The sequence below is a fragment of the Corallococcus sp. AB032C genome (assembly GCF_003668935.1).
GTDB lineage: Bacteria > Myxococcota > Myxococcia > Myxococcales > Myxococcaceae > Corallococcus > Corallococcus exiguus.
Window position 1 is genome coordinate 3,077 of sequence record NZ_RAWP01000005.1, and the last position, 26,479, is coordinate 29,555.

The window sequence follows — 26,479 nt, forward strand, 5'->3', positions numbered from 1 at the left end:
ATGAGCCAGGATCTGTCGAAGCGGATCGCGAACCTCTCACCGGAGAAGCGCGCAGAGCTGCTCAGGAAGATGGCCGCGCAGAAGGCCGTCGCCGGCAACTCCGTCCAAGGCCTCATCCCGGCACAGGACCGCACGCGCCCGCTGCCCCTGTCCTTCGCTCAGCAACGACTGTGGTTCATTGATCAGCTGCAGCCCGGCACGTCCCTCTACAACGTGCCCATGGCGGTGCGCCTGGAGGGCGCGCTCGACGTGGCCGCGCTGGAGCGCGCGCTGCGCGAAGTGGTGCGCCGACACGAAGTGCTGCGCACGACCTTCCGCGAGGACGAGTCCGGCCCCGTGCAGGTGGTGTCTCCGGAGCCGGCGCTCGCGCTGGAGCATCACGACTTCACCGGCTCGCCACCGGAAGCAGCGTGGCGCCTGGCGCGTGAAGCCGCGGCCCGGCCCTTCGACCTCGCGAAGGGCCCGCTGCTGCGCGCGCTGCTGCTGACGTCCGCGCCCAGGGAGCACCTGCTCGTGGTGGTGGTGCACCACATCGTCTCCGACGGTTGGTCCATGACGCTGCTGGTGCGCGAGGTGGCGCTCCACTACGGAGCCTTCGCGCGAGGACAGGCCGTGCCCCTGCCTCCGCTGGGTGTGCAGTACGCGGACTTCGGCGTCTGGCAGCGCGAGTGGATGCAGGGCCCCCGGCTGGAGAAGCAACTCGACTACTGGAAGCGGCAGCTGGCCGGAGTGCCCTCCGCGCTGGAGCTCCCCACGGACCTGCCCCGCCCCGCGGCCCGCAGTGGCCGGGGTGCACGGCATGAGCTCCTGCTGTCGCGCGAGCTGACGGAGGCGCTGCGGGCGCTGGCGCAGCAGGAGGGCGCCTCGCTCTTCATGGTGCTGCTGACGGGCTGGCAGGTGCTGCTGTCGCGCTACGCGGGGCAGGAGGACGTGACGGTGGGCTCGCCGGTGGCGGGCCGCACGCGCGGCGAGGTGGAGGGCCTCATCGGCCTGTTCGTCAACACGGTGGTGATGCGCACGCAGGTGGAGCCCTCCGCGTCCTTCCGCGCGCTGCTGCACCAGGTGCGGGAGACGGTCCTCGCGGCCCATGAGCACCAGGAGTTCCCCTTCGAGCGGCTGGTGGAGGAGCTGCGTCCGGAGCGCACGCAGGGGCGCACGCCGTTCTTCCAGGTGATGCTCACGCTCCAGGCCTCCTTCCGCGGCGCGGCGTCCGTGGAGGGCGTGAGGCTGGAGGCGATGGAGCTGGACACGCTCACGTCGAAGTTCGACCTGATGCTCCAGGTGCTGGAGACGGAAGCGGGCCTCAAGGGCTTCCTCGAATACGACACCGACCTCTTCACCGCGCCCACCCTGGCGCGCATGGCGGAGCACCTGCGCGTGCTGCTGGAGGGCGCCGTCCGCCGCCCCCACGAGGCCGTCTCCCGCCTGCCGCTGCTCACCGACGCCGAGCGCCACGAGGTGCTCCTCGCCTGGCAGCCGCCCCGCCCTGCCCCGCTGCCGTGGAGCACGCAGCACGGCGCCTTCGAAGCGCAGGCGGACCTCACTCCGGACGCGGTCGCCGCCACGTTCGGGGACCAGTCGCTCACGTACGCGCAGCTGGAGGCACGGGCCTCGCGGCTGGCGCGCCACCTGCGCCGGCTGGGCGTGGGCACGGAGGTGCGGGTGGGCCTGTGCGTGGAGCGCTCGCTCGACATGCTGGTGGCGGTGCTCGCCGTGCTGAAGGCCGGGGGCACCTACGTGCCGCTGGATCCAGCGTTCCCCCCGGACCGCCTGGCGTACATGGTGGAGACGAGCGGGATGCCGGTGCTGGTGTCGCAGCGCTCGCTGGCGTCCATCCTGCCGCCGCATTCGGCGCGCGTGGTGTCGTTGGACGGGGACGCGGAGGCCATCGCGGCGGAGGACGGCGCACCGCTGCGCGACGCGGTGCCACCGGAGGCCGTGTCGTACGTCCTCTTCACCTCCGGAAGCACCGGGCGTCCCAAGGGCGTGCAGGTGCCTCACTGCACGGTGGCGCGCTTCCTGGCGGCATTGCGGGAGGCGACGGGCATGTCCTCGAAGGACGTGCTGGTGGCCGTCACCACGCTGTCGTTCGACATCGCGGTGCTGGAGCTGTTCCTGCCGTTGTCGGTGGGCGGGCAGGTCGTCATCGCGTCGCGGGACATCGCCGTGGACGGTTCTCGGCTGGCGGGGCTGCTGCGGCAGTGCGGGGCGACGGTGCTTCAGGCCACGCCCAGCACCTGGCGGCTGCTCCTGGAGACGGACTGGCGAGGCCCGGAGCTGACGGCCCTCACCGGCGGCGAGGCCCTGCCGCGAGAGCTGGCCGAGTCGCTGCTCCAGCGCTGCCGCGTGCTGTGGAACGTGTACGGCCCCACGGAGACGACGGTGTGGTCCACCGCGCACGCAGTGGCGTCAGGCACGGGCAGCGTGCCGATTGGCCGGCCCATCTCCGGCACGCAGGTGTACGTGCTGGACAGCGGGTTGAACCCGGTGCCGCGCGGCGTGCCGGGCGAGCTGTTCATCGGCGGCGAGGGCGTCACCCGGGGCTACCTCCACCGGCCGGACCAAACGGCGGAGCGCTTCATCCCGGACGCGTACGGCGGAGTGCCGGGCCTGCGCGTGTACCGCACGGGAGACCGAGTGCGGTGGGCCGCCCACGGCGTGCTGGAGTACCTCAACCGCGTCGACAACCAGGTGAAGCTGCGCGGCTACCGCATCGAGCTGGGAGAGATTGAAGCGGTGCTGAGCCAGGCCCCGGGCGTACGCGACGCCGCCGTGGTGGTGCGAGGCAACGGCGCCGACGCGCGCCTCGTGGGCTACGTGGTGGCGCGGCCCGGACAGACGCTGGAATCCCAGGCGCTGCGCGCGCTCATGAAGGAGCGGCTGCCTGAGTACATGGTGCCGTCCGCGCTGGTCGTGCTGGACGCGATGCCCCTGACGCCCAACGGAAAGGTGGACCGCAAGGCGCTGCCCGCGCCGGACGTGTCCACGGAAGCAGCACGCGAGTTCGTCGCGCCGCGCACGCCGATGGAGGCCCAGGTCGCGGAACTCTACGCGTCGCTCCTCCAGGTGCCACGGGTGGGCGCCACCGACAGCTTCTTCGAGCTGGGAGGACACTCGCTGCTGGCCACGCGGCTGACATCGCGGTTGCGCACGGCGTACCAGGTGGACCTGCCCCTGCAGGCGCTGTTCGAATCCCCCTCCGTGGCGGAGCTGGCGGTGCGCATCGCGGCCTCGGCGAAGGATGCGCGCTTCGCCGGTCCGCCTCCGGTGGTGCCGGTGCCGCGCACGCAAAACCTGCCCACGTCCTTCGCGCAGCAGCGCATCTGGGTGATGGAGCAGTTCGACCCGGGCTCGGCCGCGTACAACATGCCGTTCTCGCTGCGGCTGACCGGGGCGCTGAACCTGGAGGCCCTGCGCCTGGCGCTGGAGCTGGTGGTGCACCGGCACGAAGCGCTGCGCACCACCTTCCAGCCGACCGAGGACGTGCCCGTGCAGGTCATCGCGCCGCCCGAGCCGCTGGCGCTGCCGGTGGTGGACCTGCGAGCCCTGTCTCCGGAGCAGCGCGAGGCGGAGGTGCTGCGCCACACGGAAGCCGAGGTGCGCCACCCCTTCAATCTGGAGTTGGGGCCGCTGCTGCGCGCGTCGGTGCTGGTGCTGGATGTGCACGAGCACCTGGTGCTGCTGACCATCCACCACGCCGTGTTCGACGGCTGGTCCATGAGCGTCCTCATGCGGGAGCTGTCGGAGGCCTACCGTGCCTTCGTCGCGGGTGCGAAGCCGGTGCTGCCGGTGCTGCCCTTCCAGTACGCGGACTTCGCGGTGTGGCAGCGCCAGTGGCTGTCGGGCGCGGAGCTGGAAAGGCAGATCGCCTGGTGGCGCCGCGAGATTGACGGAATGCCGTCCGTGCTGGAGCTGCCCACGGATCGTCCCCGCGGTCCACGAGGGGCGCATCCTGGCGCCCTGTTGCCGGTCGCCTTCCCCCTGGAGTTGTCGCGCGCCGTGGAGGCGCTCTGCACGCGCGAGGGCCTCACGCCCTTCATGTTCCTGCTCGCCGCGCTCCAGGTGCTGATTGGCCGCTACTCCGGCCAGGACGACGTGAGCGTGGGGTCCTCCGTGGCGGGCCGCAACGACGCGGAACTGGAAGGGCTGCTCGGGTACTTCATCAACACGCTCGTGCTCCGCACCCGGATGGGCGGCGAGCCCACGGTGCGGGAGCTGCTGAGCCGGGTGCGCACCACCACGCTGGGGGTGCTCGCGAACCAGAACCTGCCGTTCGAACAGCTCCAGCCGATGCGCGACCTGCGCGGGTCGCCGTTGTTCAACGTGCTGTTCCTCATGCAGAACATCCCGGAGGTGGACCTCTCGCTCGCGGGCGTGAAGGTGCAGGTCGAGGAGCGCATGGGCGCCTCCGCGAAGTTCGACCTCACGCTCTCCCTGTCGAGGACCGAGAAGGGTTTCACGGGAGAGTTGGAATACGACACCGACCTCTTCGACAGGTCGACCGTCGTGCGGATGATGCGGCACCTGCGGCTGCTCATGGAGGGCTTCGTCGCGCATCCGGACCGCCGCCTGTCGTCGGTGCAGTTGCTCGCGGGAGAGGAGCGCCAGCAGGTGCTGGTGGAGTGGAATGCGACGCGGGCGCCGTTCCCCGAAGCGTGCATGCATTCGCTCTTCGAGGAGCAGGTGCGACGCGCGCAGGAGGCACTGGCTGCTGTGTTCGAGGGGACGCAGCTGACGTACGCGCAGTTGGATGCGCGCGCCAATCAGCTCGCCCATGCCCTTCGCCGTCGTGGCGTGGGCCCCGAGGTCCGCGTTGCACTCAGTGTCGAACGCTCCCTCGATATCGCCATCGGTCTGCTGGGCATCCTGAAGGCCGGTGGTGCCTGGGTGCCCGTGGATCCGCTCCTGCCTCGTGAGCGATTGGCCTTCATGCTGGAGGACAGCGCGGCGCAGGTGCTCGTCACCCAGCAGCCACTGGTGGGCCGCTTCCCCGAAGCGCTGCATGCGCGCGCGCTCTGCCTGGATACGGAGCGCGGTGCTCTCGCCGCTGAACCGACGGATGCGCCCGTAACGGGCGTGACGCCCGCGAACATGGCGTACCTGCTCTACACCTCAGGCAGCACGGGTACGCCCAAGGGCACGGCAGTGGAGCACCGCAGCGTCGCCAACCTCGTCACCCACGAGGCGGTCGCCTACGGCATCGGCCCCGGCAGCCGCGTGTTGCAGTTCGCCAGCCTCAGCTTCGACCTCTCCGTGGAGGAGATTTTCACCACGCTCTGCAACGGCGCCACGCTGGTGCTCGCGCCGCTGGAGAAGCTGATGCCGGGCGCGCCGCTGCCCGTGCTGCTGCGTGAGCAGGAGTTGAGTGTCGTCAGCCTCACTCCCGCGGCACTGGCAGCCACCTCCTCCGAGGGACTGCCCAAGGTGCGCACCGTCATCTCTGGCGGTGAGGCCTTGCCGGCGGATGTCGTCGCGCGTTGGGCCCCGGGACGGCGACTGCTCAACACCTACGGCCCCACCGAAGCCACCGTCATCGCCACCTTCGGTGAGGTGGTGGCGGATGGAAACGTGCCGTCCATCGGCAAGCCGCTGGCGAACGTACGCGTCTACGTGCTGGACCCGCACGGCCAGCCGGTGCCCGTGGGCGTGCGCGGTGAGTTGCACATCGGTGGCGTCGGCGTGGCGCGAGGCTATGCGGGACGCCCGGGACTCACCGCCGAGCGCTTCGTGCCGGACGCATTCTCCGGTGAGGAAGGGGCTCGCCTCTACCGCACGGGCGACGTGGTGCGCTGGCGCGCTGACGGACAGCTGGACTTCGTCGGCCGCATCGACGCGCAGGTGAAGGTGCGCGGCTTCCGCATCGAGCTGGGCGAAGTCGAGAACGCCCTACGCGCAGCCCCCTCCGTGAAGGACGCCGTCGTCCTCGCGCGCGAGGATGCTCCGGGTGACAAGCGACTTGTCGCCTACGTCGTGGGTGAGGCGCTCGACGTCACGGCCCTCCGCGCGCACCTCAAGCAGCACCTGCCTGAGTACATGGTGCCCGCGGCCTTCGTCTCCCTGGAGACGCTGCCCCTGACGTCCAACGGCAAGGTGGACCGCAAGGCGCTCCCTGCTCCGGATGCGAGCGTGCTCCGGGCTTCGCACGCCTACGAGGCCCCGGCGACACCGCTGGAGGAGAAGCTCGCGGCCCTGTGGAGCGAAGTGCTTCGCGTGCCCACTGTCGGCCGCACGGACAACTTCTTCGAGCTGGGTGGCCACTCCCTGCTCGCCACGCAGTTGGTGGCCCGAGTGCGTGCCGCGTTCGACGTGGAGCTGCCCCTCCGAGCCCTCTTCGAAGCCCCCACCATCGCGACACTCGCGGAGAAGTTGCAGCGCGTCTCTACCGGTACGCGCCTGCCTCCACTCACGCGTGTTCGCACCGAAGGTCCCCAGCCTCTCTCCTTCGCGCAGCAGCGTCTCTGGTTCCTCGACCAACTGGCGCCGGATGACGCCTCCTACAACCTCCCCGTCGCGCTGCGCCTCCTGGGCCGCCTGGACGTCGAGGCCCTGCGCCGCGCCCTCGAGGCGCTCGTGGCGCGGCACGAAGCGCTGCGCACCACCTTCTTTGAAGAAGAGGGCCAGCCCCTCCAGCGCATCCATGCCCCAGCCGCCTGGGCGCTCCCCGTGCAGGACCTCTCGTCCCTCGAGGAGCCCGCTCGCGAAGCGGAGACGCTGCGGCTTGCCACTCTGGAAGCCCGGCAGCCCTTCCATCTCGTCCATGGACCGCTGCTGCGCACCGCCCTCCTGCGATTGGCTGAAGAGACGCACGTCCTCCTCGTGACGATGCACCACATCGTCTCCGACGGCTGGTCCATGGGCGTCCTCGTGAAGGAGTTGGCCACGAGCTACGCCGCATTCTCCGCGGGCCGTGAGCCGTCGCTCGCACCGATGCCCGTGCAATACGCGGACTTCGCCCTCTGGCAGCGCCAGTGGCTCCAGGGCGAGACGCTGGAGTCACAGCTCGGATACTGGAAGCGCCAGCTGACGGGTGCCCCCGCCGCACTGGAGCTGCCCACGGACCGGCCTCGTCCGGCCGTGCAGTCACGTCGCGGCGCCACGGTGCCCGTGCACTTCCCTTCGCAGCTGACGGACTCGCTGCGCAGCCTCGCCCAGCGTGAAGGCGCCACACCCTTCATGCTGCTGCTCTCCGCCTTCCAGCTGCTGCTGTCGCGCTACTCCGGCCAGGACGACATCAGCGTCGGCTCCCCCATCGCCGGCCGTACCCACTCCGAGGCCGAAAGCCTCATCGGATTCTTCGTCAACACCCTCGTCCTGCGCACGCAGGTCCAGCCTCAATCGACCTTCCGCCAGTTGCTGGCCCAGGTGAAGGCCACCACGCTCGGGGCCTACGAGCACCAGCACGTCCCCTTCGAGAAGCTGGTGGAGGTCCTCCAGCCCTCTCGTGACTTGAGCCGCAGCCCGCTCTTCCAAGTCATGCTCGTCCTGCAGAACGCACCCGCAGAAGCCCTGCGCGTGCCGGGCATGGCCTTCCAGCCCATCCCCCTGGAGGGCAACTCCTCCCGCTTCGATTTGGCCCTCACCCTCTTCGAGGTGCCTCAGGGCCTCACCGGCTTCCTCGAGTACAGCTCCGACCTCTTCGACGCCTCCACCGCCCAACGCCTCATGGGCCACTTCGGCGTCCTTCTCTCCTCTCTCGCCGCCCAGCCCGACACTCGCGTGTCCACGCTGGAGGTGATGACGGCGGAGGAACGGAAGCATCTCCTCGTTGAATGGAACGAGACGGACGTCGCCTTCCCGCGCGACACCTGCATCCACCACGTCGTCGCGGAGCACGCTCGACGTACGCCTGAGGCTGTCGCCGTGCGCATGGGGGAGCGAAGCATCAGCTACGCGGGCCTCGACGCCTGGGCCCATGGCCTTGCCGTCCAACTGCACGCGGCCGGTGTCTCCCGTGGCAGCCGCGTCGCCGTCCTCGCCGAGCGCTCTCTGGAGTTGGTGGCGGGCTTGCTGGCCGCCCTCAAGGTGGGCGCCGCCTACGTCCCCGTCTCTCCCGGTGTCCCGCCGGAGCGTCTGGCCTTCATGCTGGAGGACTGCGGTGCATCTGTCCTCCTCACCCAGCAGCACCTGCGCGACTCGCTGCCCTCCCTCTCTGCTCGCGTCCTCGCGCTTGAAGCGGAGACGTCGGCCTACCAGCAACCGCTGCCGGTGGCGCCCGTGGGCCCGGAGGATTTGGCCTACGTCATCTACACCTCCGGCAGCACCGGACGGCCCAAGGGCGTCGCCGTCCACCACCGCGCGTTGATGAACCTCGTCTCCTGGCACCAGCGCACCTATTCGCTGTCTCCCCAGGACTCCACCGCACTCACCGCGGGCGTCGCCTTCGACGCTTCCACCTGGGAGGTGTGGCCTTCCCTCGCCTCTGGCGCCAGCCTCGTCGTCCCGCCCGACGCCGTGCGTGCGGAGCCGTCCCAACTGTTGCAATGGCTGGCCCGCGAAGCCATCACCACCTGCTTCATGCCGACGCCCCTGGCCGAGGCCGTGCTGCGCGAGGAGTGGCCCCGCCCTATCGCCCTGCGCGCTCTGCTGACCGGCGGCGATGCCCTGCACCACGGGCCACCTCCTTCGGTGCCCGCCGCCCTCTTCAACCACTACGGGCCCACCGAGAGCACCGTCGTCGCCACCTTCACCCCCGTCATGCGCGACGACGGCACGCGGCCTCCCATCGGCCGGCCCATCGCCAACACCCGCACCTACGTCCTCGACGCCCACTTGCAGCCGGTGCCCTTGGGTGTCCCCGGTGAGCTCTTCCTCGCCAGTGAAGGCCTTGCCTGGGGCTATCTGGGCCAGCCGGCCCTCAGTGCTGAGCGCTTCATCCCGCACCCCTTCTCCTCCACGCCGGGTGCCCGCCTCTACCGCACGGGCGACGTCGTGCGCTGGCGTGCCGATGGCCAACTGGACTACCTCCAGCGGCTCGACTTCCAGGTGAAGGTCCGCGGCTTCCGCATCGAGCTGGGCGAAATCGAAGCCTCCCTCCTCACTCACGCTTCCGTGCGCGAAGCCGTCGTCCTCGCTCGTGAGGACGTCCCCGGTGACAAGCGCCTCGTCGCCTACGTCGTGGGCGAGGCCCTCGAGGTCTCCGTCCTCCGCGCCCACCTCAAGCAGCACCTGCCTGAGTACATGGTGCCCACCGCCTTCGTCCCCCTGGAGGCGTTGCCTCTCAACGCCAACGGCAAGGTGGATCGCAAGGCCCTCCCCGTCCCGGACGCTTCGCCGCTCGCGGACTTCGTCGCCCCGCGCAATCCCACCGAGGAGCAGCTCGCGGACGTCTTCGCCCACGTCCTGCGCGTGGAGCGCGTGGGCATCCACGACGACTTCTTCGCGCTGGGAGGCCACTCCCTGCTGGCCACCCAGCTCGTCTCTCGCATCCGCGCAACCTTTGATGCGGAGCTGCCTCTGCGCTCCCTCTTCGAAGCCCCCACCGTCGCCGCACTCGCTGAGCGCCTGCGTACCGCCACGTCCGGCTCGCGCCTGCCACCGCTCACCCGCACCACCCACGACGGCCCTCCTCCACTGTCCTTCGCCCAGCAGCGCCTGTGGCTGTTGGATCAACTCCAGCCCGGCAGCGCCGCGTACAACATCCCCGCGGCCCTTCGGCTGAAGGGACAGGTGGACATCGAATCCCTGCGCCGTGCGTTCGAGGCCCTCGTTGCCCGGCACGAATCGCTGCGCACCACGCTCGTCCAGCATCAGGGCCAGCCCGCACAGCACATCCACGCGCCCGCGGCGTGGACACTGCCTCTGCTCGACGTGTCCTCACTGCCCGAGCCCCAGCGGGAAGAAGAGGCGCGGCGCCTCGCGAACGTGGAGGCCCTGCGCCCCTTCGACCTGGAAGCCGGTCCGCTGCTGCGCACGTCCCTGGTGCGCCTGGGCGAGGCGGAGCACCTGCTCCTCGTGACGATGCACCACATCGTCTCGGACGGCTGGTCCATGGGCGTCCTCGTTCGTGAGCTCACGGCGCTCTATGCGGCGTTCCACGCGGATCAAGTGCCAGTCCTCGCGCCGTTGCCCGTGCAGTACGCGGACTTCGCCGTCTGGCAGCAGGCATGGCTCCAGGGCGAAACACTGGAGGCCCAGCTCGCCTACTGGAAGGAGAAGCTCGCGGGTGCTCCCGCCGCGCTGGAGCTGCCCACGGACCGTCCGCGTCCGCCCGTGCAGTCGCATCGGGGTTCAACGGTCCCCTTGCGGCTCGCGCGGCCCGTGTCCGATGCGCTCAAGGTCCTGGCCCAGCGTGAAGGCGCTACCCCCTTCATGCTGCTGCTGGCCGCCTTCCAGGTGCTCCTGTCGCGCTACTCCGGACAGGACGACATCAGCGTGGGCACGCCCATCGCCGGCCGCACGCAGGCGGAGACCGAAGGCCTCATCGGCTTCTTCATCAACACGCTGGTGTTGCGCGCCCGCGTCCAGCCGGAATCCACCTTCCGCGAGCTGCTGGCCCAGGTGCGAGGCACGACGCTCGCCGCCTACGAGCACCAGCACCTGCCCTTCGAGAAGCTCGTCGAAGCCGTGCAGCCCGTGCGCGACCTGAGCCGCAGCGCGCTCTTCCAGGCGATGTTCGTCTTGCAGAACGCGCCCACCGAAGCCCTGAGCGTGCCGGGCCTGTCGTTCGAACAGCTCCCGCTCGAATCAGCATCGGCGAAGTTCGACCTGACGCTGACGCTGCAGGAGTCGCCCCAGGGCTTCATGGGCGTCCTGGAGTACAGCAGCGATCTCTTCGACGCATCGACCGCGCAGCGCATGGTGGGCCACTTCGGCGTCCTGCTGGAGGCCATCGCCGCTCAGCCGGGCTCGACACTCTCTCGCCTGCCGCTGCTCACCGCTCCGGAGCGACAGCAACTGCTCGTCGATTGGACCAGGACGGACGCGGAGTTCCCTCGCGACACCTGCTTCCACGAGGCCTTCACGGCCCAGGCCCTTCGCACGCCTGAAGCCCTGGCCGTCGTCTGCCGCGACCAGCAGCTCACCTTCCAGGAGCTGGACGCGCGCTCCAACCAACTGGCGCACCGGCTGGTGAAGCTGGGCGTCGGGCCCGACGTGCGCGTGGTGCTGTGCGTCGAGCGCTCCGTGGAGGCCCTCGTCGGCATCCTGGGCATCCACAAAGCCGGCGGCGCCTATGTGCCCCTCGACTTCCGCTACCCGGGCGAGTGGCTCGCCCACGTCCTCACGGATACCGGCGCGCCCGTGGTGCTCACCCAGCAGCGCCTGCGCGACGTGCTTCCCCAGCACACCGCCCACGTCGTCCTCCTCGATCCGGATGCGGAGGAGCTCGCGGCCGAGTCCCGCGAAGCGCCCGGCGTGGCCGTGTCCTCCGAGCACCTGGCGTACATCATCTACACCTCTGGCAGCACCGGCCGCCCCAAGGGCGTGATGATCCAGCACCGCTCCGTGATGAACCTGCGGCAGGGGCTGTCCACCACCGTGCACCAGGGCCGGGGCGCGGCGGAGCGGGTCAGCGTCAACGCACCGCTGTCCTTCGACGCCTCCGTCCAGCAGCTCGTACAGGTGCTCGACGGCCACACCCTCTGCATCGTACCCGACGAGGCCCGCGCCGACGCCGGTGAGCTGGTGAAGCGCATCGGTCACGACGCGCTGGACGTCCTCGACTGCTCTCCCGCGCACCTGCGCCTGCTGGTCGACGAAGGCCTGTTGGAGAAGGACACCCTCCCCCAGCGCGCGTTGGTGGGAGGCGAGGCGGTGGATCCCGGCACCTGGAGCCGCCTGGCCCAGCACCCGCGTCTGCGCGCCTTCAACGTCTACGGCCCCACCGAATGCACCGTCGACGCCACCGCGTGCGCCTTCGACGCTTCCCCCTCGCCCACCATTGGCCGGCCCCTGCCCAACGTCCGTGCGTACGTGTTGGACAAGTCCCTGCGCCCGGTGCCCGTGGGCGTCGCGGGGGAGCTCTTCCTCGGCGGTGAAGGCGTGGCGCGCGGCTACCTCAACCGCCCCGACCTGACCGCGGACCGCTTCATTCCGGATGCCTTCACCTCCACGCCCGGTGCACGCCTCTACCGCACGGGCGACGTGGTGCGCTGGCGCGAGAACGGGATGCTCGACTACCTGGGCCGCGCCGACTTCCAGGTGAAGGTCCGCGGCTTCCGCATCGAGCTGGGCGAAATCGAGTCCACGCTCCTCAAGCATCCCCAGGTGCATGCCGCCGTGGTGCTGGCGCGCGAGGACATCCCCGGCGACAAGCGGCTCGTGGCCTACGTGGTGCCCACAGAAGGCACGGACTCCGCACTGACGGCGGACGTCCTCAAGGACTGGCTCAAGCAGTTCCTGCCGGAGCACATGCGGCCCTCCACCTTCCTGGTGCTGGAGGCCCTGCCGCTCAACACCAACGGCAAGGTGGACCGCAAAGCCCTTCCCGCGCCCCAGGGCACCGCGCTCGCCTCCACCTACGTCGCGCCGCGCACCGCCGCCGAGGAGCAGCTCGCGGCCCTCTTCACGCAGGTGCTGCGCGTGGAGCGCGTGGGCATCCACGACGACTTCTTCGCGCTCGGAGGCCACTCCCTGCTGGCCACCCAGCTCGTCTCCCGCGTGCGCGCCGCCTTCCGCACGGAACTGCCGCTGCGGGCCCTCTTCGAGGCCCCCACCGTGGCCGCGCTCGCCCAGCGCCTCCAGGTCCAGACGCCGAGTCTCCGCCTGCCCCCGCTCACCCGGACTGCCGAAGAGGGTCCGCGGCCGCTGTCCTTCGCCCAGCAGCGCCTCTGGTTCCTGGATCAGCTCACGCCAGGAGATGCGTCGTACAACCTCCCGACGGCGCTCCGGCTGACGGGCCAGGTGGACGTGGAGTCATTGCGCCGCGCCTTCGAAGCGCTGGTCACCCGTCACGACTCCCTGCGCACCACCTTCCGCGAGCACCAGGGACAGACCGTCCAGCACGTCCATGCACCCGCCACGTGGAGCTTGCCGCTCGTGGACCTGTCCGCGCTGCCCGAGGCCCAGCGTGAAGCCGAAGCCTGGCGCAAGGTCGAAGCGGATGCGCACCAACCCTTCCATCTGGAAGCGGGTCCGCTGCTGCGCACCGCCCTCGTGCGGCTGGCGGCCGAGGAGCACCTGCTCCTGGTGACGATGCATCACATCGTCTCCGACGGCTGGTCCATGGGCGTGCTCGTCCGGGAACTGGTGACGTTCTACGAGGCCTTCACCCAGGGCATCGCGCCGGACCTGTCACCGCTGCCCGTGCAGTACGCGGACTTCGCGGCGTGGCAGCGCCAGTGGCTCCAGGGCGAAACGCTGGAGACCCAGCTCGCATACTGGAAGCAGCAGCTCTCGGGGGCGCCCTCCGCGCTGGAATTGCTGACGGATCATCCGCGCCCGTCCATCCAGTCGCACGAAGGCGCGGCCCTCTCCATCCAGATTCCGAGGGAGACGTCCGAAGCCCTCAAGGCACTGGCCGGACGCGAAGGCGCCACGCCCTTCATGGTGCTGCTCGCGGCGTACCAGGTCCTCCTGTCGCGCTACGCCGGCCAGGATGACATCAGCGTGGGCTCACCGATCGCGGGCCGCACCCAGGCGGAGACCGAGGGCCTCATCGGCTTCTTCGTCAACACGCTCGTCCTGCGCGCACGCGTGGAGCCGAAGGCGACCTTCCGCGAGCTGCTGGCCCAGGTGCGCGGCACCACGCTCGCCGCCTACGAGCACCAGCACCTGCCCTTCGAGAAGCTCGTCGAAGCCGTGCAGCCCGTGCGCGACGCGAGCCGCAGCCCGCTGTTCCAGGTGATGTTCGCGCTGCAGAACGCGCCCACGGAGGAACTGCGCGTCCCGGGCCTCGCCTTCCGGCAGGTGGCCGCCGAGGCACGCTCCGCCAAGTTCGACCTCACCCTGACGTTGCAGGATTCGGCGCAGGGGTTCGTCGGGTGGCTGGAGTACAGCACCGCGTTGTTCAAGCAGGACACGGTGGAGCGGATGTCCAGCCACCTGCGCACGCTGCTGGAGGCCGTGGCCTCAAGGCCCGAGCAGTCCGTGGCCGAGCTGACGCTGCTCTCCCGCGAGGAACGCCAGCGCATCCTCGTGGACTGGAACGACACCACCGTCGCCAGTCCCACGGACGTGCCCGTCCACATCCACTTCGCCCGACAGGTCCAGCGCACTCCTGACGCCGTGGCCCTCGAGCAAGGGGACGCCACGCTGACGTACGCGCAGCTCGAAGTCCGTGCCAACCAGCTCGCCCATCACCTGCGCGCGCTGGGCATCGTCCCGGGTGCGCGCGTCGGCGTCGCCATCGAGCGCTCGTTCGAGCTGGTAACGGCGATCCTCGCCATCCTCAAGGCTGGCGCCGCCTTCGTGCCCGTGGATCGCAATGCGCCCGTGGAGCGCATCGCCACCTTGCTGGAGGACGCGGACGTCGGCGTCGTCCTCACCCACCAGCCCTTCGCCTCCAAGCTGCCCGCTTCCGGCACTCGCGTCTGGCTGGACGCGCAGCAGGACGTCATCGCCGCACGCCCCACGCATGCGCTCGACGTCTCCGTGGAGGGAGAGTCTCTCGCCTACGTCATGTTCACCTCGGGCTCCACGGGGCGTCCCAAGGGCGTCTGCGTGCCCCACCGAGGCATCACCCGCCTGGTGCTCGGCAGCACCTTCATGCGCTTCGGGCCGGATGAAGTCTGGCTCCAGTTCGCGCCCGTCGCCTTCGACGCCTCCACGCTGGAGATGTGGGGCGCGCTGTTGCATGGCGCGAAGCTCGTGCTCGCTCCGCCCCATGCGCTCTCCCTGGAGGAACTGGCCACGCAGCTTCGCCGCCACCGGGTGTCGGCGTTGTTCCTCACGACCGCGTTGTTCGAACAGATGGCCCTGCACCAGGGCGAAGCGCTCGCGGGCGTGAGTCAACTGCTCACTGGCGGTGAGCTGATGCCCTGGGCTCGCTTGCGCGACCACCTGGCGCGGCTCCCCGATGACGCGACGCTGATGCACGCCTACGGCCCGACGGAGAACACGACCTTCTCCACCACGCTGCCGTTGCATCGGGGGGCGGTGGTGGAAGGTCCGGTGTCCATCGGGCGGCCCATTCCCAACTCCACCGCCTACGTCCTGGATGCCTACCTGCACCCGGTGCCCGTGGGCGTCGCGGGCGAGGTGTACGTTGGTGGCCCGGGCCTCGCCTGGGGCTACCTGCACCGCCCCGACCTGACCGCGGAGCGCTTCGTCCCCCATCCCTTCGATTCCACTCCCGGCGAGCGGCTCTACCGCACGGGCGACAAGGCCCGCTGGCGGGAGGACGGCACGCTCGACTTCCTGGGCCGCGTCGACTTCCAGGTGAAGGTGCGTGGCTTCCGCATCGAGCCAGGCGAAATCGAGACCGCCCTGCACGCGGCGCCAGGCGTCAACGAAGCGGTGGTCGTCGTCAGAGGTGTCGACACGGACAAGCGGCTCGTCGGCTACGTCACCGCGCACGAAGGGCACGCCCTGGAGGTGGAAGACCTCAAGGCCCACCTGCGCCAGCACCTGCCCGAGTACATGGTGCCGTCGGCCCTCGTGGTCCTGGAGGCCCTGCCCCTCAACGTCAACGGCAAGGTGGACCGCAAGGCCCTGCCCGAGCCGGAAGACACGTCGCGCTCGGCCGGCTTCGTCGCGCCGCGCAATGCAACCGAAGAGCAGCTCGCGGCCCTCTTCGCCGAAGTCCTCCGCGTGGAGCGGGTGGGCATCCAGGATGACTTCTTCGCCCTGGGAGGCCACTCCCTGCTGGCCACGCAGCTCGTCTCACGCGTGCGGGCCACCTTCGCGGTGGAGTTGCCCCTGCGAGCCCTCTTCGAAGCACCGACTGTCGAGGGCCTCGCACCGAAGCTGGACGGAGCCCGGTCCTCGACGCTCCGCGCGCCGCCGCTGCGCCCCGTCGCGCGTGAAGGAGCCATTCCGCTCTCCTTCGCCCAGCAGCGCCTCTGGCTGTTGGATCAGCTCCAGCCGGAGGATGCGTCGTACAACATCCCCACCGCCCTGCGGCTGACGGGCCAGGTGGACGTGGAGTCGTTGCGCCGGGCCTTCGAGGCACTCGTCGCCCGCCACGAGTCCCTGCGCACCACGCTCTCCGCTGCGCACGAAGAGCCGTCGCAATGCATCCAGCCGCCCTCTGGCTGGGAGTTGCCCGTCATCGACCTGACGTCCCTCCCTGAATCGCAGCGTGAGGAGGAGGCCCGGCGCGCGGCGGCCACGGAGGCACATCGTTCCTTCCAGCTCGCCACGGGCCCGCTGCTGCGCAGCACGTTGGTGCGGCTGGATGAAGCGGAGCACCTGCTGCTGGTGACGATGCATCACATCGTCTCCGACGGCTGGTCCATGGGTGTCCTCGTCCGCGAGCTGGCAGCCTTCTACGAAGCCTTCAGCGAGGGGAAGGCGCCTTCACTCGCGCCGCTGCCGGTGCAGTACGCGGACTTCGCGATGTGGCAGCGCCAGTGGCTCCAGGGTGAAGCGCTGGACGCACAGCTGGGTTACTGGAAGCAGCAGCTCTCCGGGGCACCCGCCGCGCTGGAGCTGCCCACGGATCGCCCGCGTCCGCCCGTGCAGTCGCACCGCGGAGCCACGGTGGACGTGCGCATCCCTACCCAGCTTTCGGAGGACCTCAAGGCCCTGGCCCAACGCGAGCGCGCCACGCCCTTCATGCTGCTGCTCGCAGCCTTCCAGGTGCTCCTGTCGCGCTACTCGGCGCAGGACGACATCAGCGTGGGTTCGCCCATCGCGGGCCGGACCCAGGCGGAGACCGAAGGCCTCATCGGCTTCTTCGTCAACACGCTGGTCCTGCGCGCCCAGATGGATCCGCGCGCGACGTTCCGCGAGCTGCTGGCCCAGGTGCGAGGCACGACGCTCGCGGCCTACGACCATCAGCACCTTCCCTTCGAGAAGCTCGTCGAAGCCGTGCAGCCCACGCGCGACCTGAGCCGCAGCCCGCTGTTCCAGGCCATGTTCGTCCTGCAGAACACGCCCACCGAAGCGCTGCGTCTGCCGGGATTGTCCTTCCAGACCCTCCCGCTGGAGGCCCACTTCGCGAAGTTCGATCTCTCCCTCGGTCTGCGTGAAAACCGGGACGGATTCGCCGGCACGCTGGATTACGCAACAGACCTGTTCGATGCCGCGACCCTCCAGCGCATGGCCGGACACTTCGGTGTGTTGCTGGAGGCCATCGCGAAGCAGCCGGACACGCGACTGGGCGACTTGCCGCTGCTCACGGATGATGAGCGCCAGCGACTCCTCATCGATTGGAACCCACCTGCCTCGCAGGTGCCGCAGGCGTCCAGCATCCCTGCGATGGTGGAAGCACAGGTGCGTCGCACTCCAGATGCACTGGCCGTCATCACGCCGGAACTGCAGCTGACGTACCGGGAGCTGGACGCGAAGGCGAACCAGCTCGCGCACCGTCTGCGCGGACTGGGCGTCGGGCCCGAAGTCCGTGTCGGTCTCTGCGTTGATCGCACCGAGGATCTTCTCATTGGCACCCTCGGCATTCTCAAGGCTGGCGGCGCCTACGTGCCGCTGGATCCCAGCTACCCGCGTGAGCGCTTGGGCTGGCTGCTGGAGGACGCCCAGGGCCCAGCTCTCGTCGCGCACTCCCATCTGCTCTCGGCGCTGCCGGAGACCACCGCCACGCCGGTGTGCCTCGACTCGGACGCGGAGCTGTCCACGCAGCCGACGACGTCTCCGCTTGTGGACATCCACGCTGGCCACCTCGCCTACCTCATCTACACCTCCGGCAGCACCGGCCGTCCCAAGGGCGTCGCCATCTCCCACGGCAACGCTGTCTCCTTCCTCCACTGGGCCTTGGAGACCTTCTCCCCGGAGGAACTGAAGGGGACGCTCGCCGCGACGAGCCTCAACTTCGACCTCTCCGTCTTCGAACTCTTCGCTCCGTTGAGCAGTGGCGGTGCGGTGGTGGTGGCTCGCAACGCCTTGCACCTGGCGGAGCTGTCCACCGCGGGCCACGTCACCCTCGTCAACACCGTGCCCTCCGCCATGGCGCAACTGCTGCGCCTGGGCGCAGTGCCTCCTTCCGTGCGTGTCATCAACCTCGCCGGTGAAGCCCTGCCGGAGACGCTGGCGAAGCAGGTCTACGCCGTCCCCACGGTGCAGAAGCTCTTCAACCTCTACGGCCCGTCCGAGGACACCACCTACTCCACCGCGTCCCTCGTCGGCCGTGACGAAGTGCCTCTCATCGGCAGGCCCCTGCCCGCGACGCGCGCCTACGTGCTGGATGCGTCGCTGCAGCCGGTGCCCGTCGGTGTCGCAGGCGAGCTGTACCTCGCCGGTGAAGGCCAGGCGCGCGGCTACCTGCTGCGCCCGGAGCTCACCGCGGAGCGCTTCGTTCCGGAACCCTACGGTCCTCCCGGCGGCCGCATGTACCGCACGGGCGACCGTGTCCGTTACCGCCTCGACGGGCGCCTGGAGTACCTGGGCCGCATCGACTTCCAGGTGAAGGTGCGCGGCTTCCGCATCGAGCTGGGCGAAATCGAAGCCGCGCTCCGCCGCGTCCCGGGCCTCAAGGACGTTGTCGTCGTCGCGAAGGGTGAGGCCGCCGACAAGCGCCTCGTCGCATACGTCACGCCCAAGGCCGAGGCCTCGCTGGAGGTGGAAGCCCTCAAGGCCCACCTGCGCCAGGGCCTCCCCGAGTACATGGTACCCGCCGCCTTCGTCGTCCTTCTCGCCCTGCCCCTCAACGTCAACGGCAAGGTGGACCGCAAGGCACTGCCGGAGCCGGAGGCGCAGCAGGCAGGCAGCACCTACGAAGCACCGCGCACGCTCACCGAGGAGCGGCTCACGGCCCTCTTCGCCGAAGTCCTCCGCATGGAGCGAGTCGGTGTGCGGGACGACTTCTTCGCCATGGGAGGCCACTCGCTGCTGGCCACCCAGCTCGTCTCGCGAGTGCGGACTACGTTCGAGGTAGAGCTGCCACTGCGGGCCCTCTTTGAAGCCCCCACCGTGGAAGCGCTCGCACCGAAGCTCGCGGGCGCCCGGTCCGCCGCGCTCCGTGCACCTCCGCTTTTGCCCTCGCCGCGCGAAGGCGCCATTCCGCTGTCCTTCGCGCAGCAGCGACTCTGGCTGTTGGATCAGCTCCAGCCGGGAGACATCTCGTACAACATCCCCACCGCCCTGCGGCTGACGGGACAGGTGGACCTGGAGTCGTTGCGCCGCGCCTTCGAAGCGCTGGTGGAGCGCCACGAATCGCTGCGCACCACGCTCTCCGCCGAGCACGAAGAGCCGTCGCAATGCATCCAGCCTCCCTCCGGTTGGGAGCTGCCCGTCATCGACCTGACGTCCCTGCCTGAGTCGCTGCGTGAGGAGGAGGCCCAGCGCGCGGCGGCCACGGAAGCCCGGCGTGCCTTCGACCTCTCCACGGGCCCGTTGCTGCGCAGCACGCTGGTGCGGCTGGGACGGGACTCGCACCTGTTGCTGGTGACGATGCACCACATCGTCTCCGACGGCTGGTCCTTGGGTGTCCTCGTCCGGGAAGTGGCGGCCTTGTACGAAGCCTTCAGCACCGGCCGCGCTCCCGTCCTCCCGCCACTGCCCGTGCAGTACGCGGACTTCGCCATGTGGCAGCGGGGCTGGCTCCAGGGTGAGTCCCTGGACGCGCAGCTGGGTTATTGGAAGCAGCAGCTCGCGGAGGCTCCGTCCGCGCTGGACCTGCCCACGGACCACCCGCGTCCGCCCGTGCAGTCCCGCCGCGGTGCCACGGTGGACGTGCGCATTCCGTTGGAGGTCTCCCAGTCCCTGAAGGCCCTGGCCCGGGATGAAGGCGCCACGCCCTTCATGCTGTTGCTCGCGGCCTGGCAGCTGCTCCTGTCGCGCTACTCCACGCAGGACGACATCAGCGTCGGTACGCCCATCGCAGGCCGCACCCAGGCGGAGACCGAGGGCCTCATCGGCTTCTTCGTCAACACGCTCGTCCTGCGCGCCCACGTCGAGCCGCAGGACTCGTTCCGCCAGCTGCTCTCCCAGGTGCGCGGCACGACGCTCGCGGCCTACGAGCACCAGCACGTCCCCTTCGAGAAGCTGGTGGAGGTCCTCCAGCCCGCGCGAGACCTGAGCCGCAGCGCGCTCTTCCAAGCGATGTTCTCCCTGCAGAACACGCCCATGGAGACGCTCCGACTCCCTGGACTCTCCTTCCAGACCGTCCCGGTGGACACGCGGTCCTCCAAGTTCGACCTCACGTTGACGTTGCAGGAGTCGCCCCAGGGCTTCGGCGGAACATTGACGTACGCCACGGACCTCTTCGATGCGTCCACCGTGCAGCGCATGGCGGGCCACCTGGGCGTGCTGATGGAGGCCATCGCCGCCCAGCCGGACGCGACACTCGCGAGCCTGCCGCTGCTCACCGCTCCGGAGCAGCGGCAGCTCCTCGTGGATTGGAACGGCCCCAGCGCTGAGTTCCCTCGCGACCTCTGCATTCATGACGCCTTCAGCGCCCAGGCACTCCGCACGCCTGACGCGCTGGCCGTCATCTGCCGCGAGGAGCAGCTCACCTTCCGCGAGTTGGACACCCGCGCCAATCAGCTTGCGCACCGGCTGGTGAAGCTGGGCGTTGGTCCCGACGTGCGCGTCGTGCTCTGCGTGGAGCGCTCCGTGGAGGCCCTCATCGGCATCCTCGGCACCCTCAAGGCCGGTGGCGCCTACGTCCCCATCGACCCCAGCTACCCGCGCGACTGGCTCGCCCACGTCCTCCAGGACACCGGCGCTCCCGTCGTCCTCACCCAGCAACGCCTGCGCGACTCACTGCCTCCCCACTCCGCGCACACCCTCTGCTTGGACTCCGACTCCGCGGATTTCGCTCTTGAGTCCCAGGACGCTCCGGTGACGTCGGTCACGCCAGAGCATCTGGCGTACATCATCTACACCTCCGGCAGCACCGGCCGCCCCAAGGGCGTGATGATTCAGCACCGCTCCGTGCTCAATCTTCGCGTCGCTCTCGCCGCCACCGTGCACGCGGACGCCCGGCCCGGGGAGCGCGTCAGCGTCAACGCGCCGCTCTCCTTCGACGCCTCCGTCAAGCAGCTCATCCAGGTGCTCGACGGCCACACCCTCTGCATCGTCCCTGACGAGGCGCGCGCCGACGTCGGCGAACTCGTCAACCGGATTGCCCAGGACGCGCTGGACGTCCTCGACTGCTCTCCCGCGCACCTGCGCCTGCTGGTGGATGAAGGCCTGCTGGAGCGCAAGGCCATCCCCCACCGCGTCCTCGTGGGTGGTGAAGCCGTGGACCCCGCCACCTGGCGTCACCTGGCCCAGGCCCCGCGCCCGCGCGTCTTCAACGTCTACGGCCCCACTGAGTGCACCGTCGACGCCACTGCCTGCGCCTTCGATGCGTCTCCGACTCCCACCATTGGGCGGCCCCTGCCCAACGTCCGCGTCTACGTGCTCGACCGCACGTTGCGCCCCGTGCCCGTGGGCGTCGCGGGCGAACTCTTCATCGGCGGTGAGGGCGTCGCGCGCGGCTACCTCAACCGGCCGGAGCTGACGGCGGACCGCTTCATCCCGGATGCATTCTCCTCCACGCCCGGTGCACGCCTCTACCGCACGGGCGACGTGGTGCGCTGGCGCGCGGACGGGATGCTCGACTACCTGGGCCGCGCTGACTTCCAGGTGAAGGTCCGCGGCTTCCGCATCGAGCTGGGTGAAGTCGAAGCCGCGCTCCTCAAGCATCCCCAGGTGCACGCCGCAGTAGTGCTGGCTCGCGAGGATGTGCCCAGCGACAAGCGGCTCGTTGCCTACGTGGTGCCTCCGGAAGGCACGGAGTCCGCGCCCACGCCTGAGGTCCTCAAGGACTGGCTCAAGCAGCTCCTGCCCGAGCACATGCGCCCCTCCGCGCTCCTCGTGCTGGAAGCACTGCCGCTCAACACCAACGGCAAGGTGGACCGCAAGGCCCTGCCCGCGCCCCAGAGCGGCGCACTCGCCTCCAGCTACGTCGCCCCGCGCACTCCCACCGAGGAGCAGCTCGCGACCATCTGGGCAGGAGTCCTGCGCCTGCCCCAGGTGGGCGTGACGGATTCCTTCTTCGAACTGGGCGGTCACTCACTGCTGGCCACCCAGGTGGTGTCGCGCGTGCGCGCCGGGTTCAACGTGGAGCTCCCACTGCGGGCCCTCTTCGAGTCCCCCACTGTGGAAGCGCTCGCGGTTCGCCTCTCGGGACTCACCCGCACGAACACCTCGCCGCTCACCCTCGTCTCGCATGACGGTCCGCTGCCGCTGTCCTTCGCCCAGCAGCGGATGTGGCTCATTGATCAGCTCGAGCCGGGCAGCCCTCTCTACAACATGCCCGTCGCCGTCCGGCTGGAGGGCCACCTGCGCGCGGACATGCTCGAGCGCGCGCTGCAGGAAGTCGTGCGCCGACACGACGCCCTGCGCACCACCTTCACCCAGGTGAACGGCGAACCGGTCCAGCGCATCCACCCCGACAGTCCCGTGCCCCTGGGGCTCGTGGACTTCACGGCCGTGCCAGAGGCGCAGCGCGAGCCCGAGATGCGGGACCGAGTGGATGCGGAGATGCGCCGGCCCTTCGACCTGCGCACCGGTCCGCTCATCCGCACGCTGCTCTTCAAACTTTCCGAGCGTGAGCACGTCCTCGTCGTCACGATGCATCACATCGTCTCTGACGGCTGGTCGCTGGGTGTGCTCGTACGTGAAGTCACTGCCCTCTACGCGGCCTTCTCCGCGAGACAGCCGTCGCCCCTGCCTGCGCTCTCCGTGCAGTACGCGGACTACGCGGACTGGCAGCGCCGCACGCTTTCGGGTGAGACGCTGCGTCAGGAGATGGCCTACTGGGAGGGGAAGCTCTCCGGTGCGCCAGCCGTGCTGGAGTTGCCCACCGATTTCCCCCGCCCGGCCGTCCGGAGCACCGCGGGTGCGACCCTCGGCTTCACCCTGTCGCGTGAGTTGACGGAAGCCCTGCGGAGCCTGGGCCACCGTGAAGGCGGCTCGCTCTTCATGGTGCTGCTCGCGGCCTGGCAGGGCCTGCTGTCGCGCTACACGGGCCAGCAGGACCTCAGCGTGGGCTCGCCCATCGCGGGCCGCACGCGCGCGGAGACGGAGGGCCTCATCGGCTTCTTCGTCAACACCCTCGTCCTGCGCGCGAAGGTGGACGAAGGCCAGTCCTTCCAGGCGCTGCTCCAGCAGGTGCGCGCCACGGTGCTGGAGGCCTACGAGCACCAGGAGGTGCCGTTCGAAAAGCTGGTGGAGGTCCTGCAGCCGACGCGCAGCCTCAGCCACACGCCCCTGTTCCAGACGCTGCTCGCGCTCCAGAACGTGCCCACGGAGGACGTGCATCTGCCGGACCTCCGGCTGCGAAGGCTGGAGGCCACCCACTCGACGTCGAAGTTCGACGTGAGCGTCTTCTTCACGGAGACGTCCGAAGGGCTGCGAGGCACGCTGGAGTACAGCACCGCCCTCTTCAAGCAGAGCACCGTGGAGCGGATGGCCCGCCACCTGCGCACGCTCCTGGAGGCCGTGGCCGCGAAGCCCGAGCAGCCCATGGCCCACCTGCCGCTCCTCTCCAACGACGAGCGCCAGCGCCTCCTCGTGGAGTGGAACGACACGGGCGTCACCAGCCCGACGGAGGTTCCCGTCCACGTCCACTTCGCCCGGCAGGCCCAGAGCACGCCCGACGCGGTGGCCCTGGTGCTGGGCGACGCGACGCTGACGTATGGGCAACTGGACGTGCGCGCGAACCAACTGGCTCATCACCTGCGCGCCCTGGGCATCGCCCCGGGGGCGCGCGTGGGTCTCGCCGTCGAGCGCTCCTTCGAACTGGTGACGGCGCTCCTCGCCATCCTCAAGGTGGGCGCGGCCTTCGTCCCCGTGGACCGCAATGCCCCCGTGGAACGCATCGCGATGCTGCTGGAGGACGCGGACGTCGGAGTGGTGGTCACGCACCAGCCCTTCGCTTCGTTGCTCCCTGCCACGGGCACTCGCGTCTGGATGGACGCCCAGTCCGCGGAGATCGCCTCGAAGCCCACGCATGCGCTTGATGTTCGCGTGGACAGCGAAGCCCTGGCCTACGTCATGTTCACCTCGGGCTCCACGGGCCGTCCCAAGGGCGTCTGCGTGCCTCACCGGGGCATCACGCGCCTCGTACTCGGCAGCACCTTCATGCGCTTCGGGCCCGACGAAGTCTGGCTCCAGTTCGCACCCGTTGCCTTCGATGCCTCCACGCTCGAAATCTGGGGCGCACTGCTGCACGGCGCGAAGCTCGTCCTCGCGCCACCGCATTCCCTGTCGTTGGAGGAACTGGCCGCCCAGCTGCGCCGCCACCGCGTGACGTCCCTGTGGCTCACCGCCGCTCTCTTCGAGCAGATGGCCCTGCACCAGGGTGAAGCGCTCGCAGGCGTGCGTCAGGTCCTCGCCGGTGGAGATGTGCTGCCCGCCTCCCGCGTTCGCGAGCACCTCGCGCGTCTTTCGGAAGGCACCACCTTCATCAACGGCTACGGCCCCACGGAGAACACCACCTTCTCCACCACCTTCGCCATGCAGCACGGCACGCGCTTGGAAGGCGCCATCCCCATTGGCCGGCCGCTCTCCAACTCCACCGTCTACGTGCTCGACTCGCACCTGCACCCGGTGCCCGTGGGCGTCGCGGGTGAGGTGTTCGTCGGCGGCCAGGGCCTCGCCTGGGGCTACCTGAATCGCCCCGAGCTGACCGCGGAGCGCTTCGTGCCCCATCCCTTCGCGTCCACTCAGGGTGAGCGCCTCTACCGCACGGGCGACCAGGCCCGTTGGAGGGAGGACGGCACCATCGACTTCCTGGGCCGCGTCGACTTCCAGGTGAAGGTGCGTGGCTTCCGCATCGAGTTGGGCGAAGTCGAAGCCGCCCTGCGCTCCTCCACCGGCGTCAACGAGGCCATCGTCGTGGCTCGGGGCGCGGACGCGGACAAGCGCCTCATCGGCTACGTCACCGCGAGCGAAGGCCACCCGCTGGACGCGGACTCACTCAAGGCAGGCCTCAAGCAGCGGCTGCCCGAGTACATGGTGCCGTCGGCCGTCGTGGTGCTGGACGCCCTGCCCCTCAATGCCAACGGCAAGGTGGACCGCAAGGCCCTGCCCGAGCCCGACGCCCACGCCATCGAGGCCCGGGACTTCGTCGCGCCTCGCGACGCGCTTGAAATGCAGCTCGCTCGCATCTGGGAGGACCTCCTCTGCGTCCGCTCCGTCGGCGTCCGCTCCAGCTTCTTTGAGTTGGGCGGCCACTCCCTGCTCGCCGTGCGCATGGTCGCCGCCGTGCGCGAGCGTCTCGGCCAGTCGATTCCCCTCTCCGTCCTCTTCCAGCAGCCCACCATCGAGCAGCTCGCCCAGGTGCTCCGCGATGACTCACAGGACTGGACGCCTCTCGTCCCGCTGGAGCGCGGAGAGCCCAACCAGCGACCTCTTTTCCTCGTCCACCCCGGTGGCGGCAACGTCCTCGCGTACTCGGAGCTGGCGCGCCGTCTGGGGCCGTCACTTCCCGTCTTCGGCCTCCAGTCGCGTGGCCTCGACGGACGGCCCGTCGCCGAGTCCATCGAGGAGATGGCCACCCTCTACATCGAAGCCATCCGCACCGTGCAGCCTCACGGCCCCTACCAACTGGGAGGCTGGTCGCTCGGCGGCGTCATCGCCTACGAGATGGCCCGTCGCCTGCGCGAGGCCGGTGAAGCCGTGGACCTGCTCGCCCTCATCGACGCCCACGTCCACGGCCTGACGAAGCACGCGCAGGCGGAGACGCAGCTCGACTCCGAGACGCGCGCAAGGCTCGCCTTCGCCCATGCCACCGCCACCGCCTTCGGTCAGGAGCTCTCCGTCCCGGACGAAGCCCTGGCACAGGGCGACGACGTGATGCTGGACCACCTGCTGCAGGAAGGACTCCGGGCGCGCATCCTCGACGCGCAGTCCGGCCCGGCCCAGCTGCGTGCCCTCTTCAACGTCTTCCGGGCCAACCTCTTCGCCCACGAGAAGTACGTGCCCCAGCCGTACGACGGCACCGCCCTGCTCCTGAGCGCCAGCGAAGCCGCGGCCGATGTCCCGCGTCACCGCGGGTGGGAGCCCCTGGTGCGTGGCGGGCTGGAGGTACACGACGTCCCCGGTGGCCACCACGCCCTGATGCAGGACCCGAACCTCGGAGCCGTCGTCGAGCGCCTGCGTGAGGTGCTCGCGCGGGTCTCCGGCACCGCGCCCCGGCAGTCCACGGGGAGCTGACCCCGGGGGTTGGAGTGAAGCGAGCCAGGGAGGAGACGCTGGGAGCAGGTCTCACTCCGGAGGACATCTGACGTCCTTGCCTCCCTGGCTTCGGGGAACCAGAACAATCCCGTAAATACTCGAATTCATTCGAGTGGGTGCTTATCCGCCCTCATGACAGGGGCGTCTTAGGCGGAATAATATCACCCATATGAATTTGACCCACCCTCGCGCTTCTTTGGGAAGAGCGGCGCAGGGAGTCAATCCGGCACCAGCAACACGCCCGAGTTCCGCGAGC

At 69.7% G+C, this 26,479-nt stretch carries 1 protein-coding gene; it reads left to right on the forward strand.

All coding sequences use genetic code 11. The annotated features are described in order from the left end of the window. Entirely contained in the window at window positions 1-26,202 is a 26,202-nt protein-coding gene (locus D7X99_RS03185; RefSeq protein ID WP_121776426.1) for a non-ribosomal peptide synthetase, read from the forward strand. Window positions 26,203-26,479 lie beyond the last annotated feature (277 nt).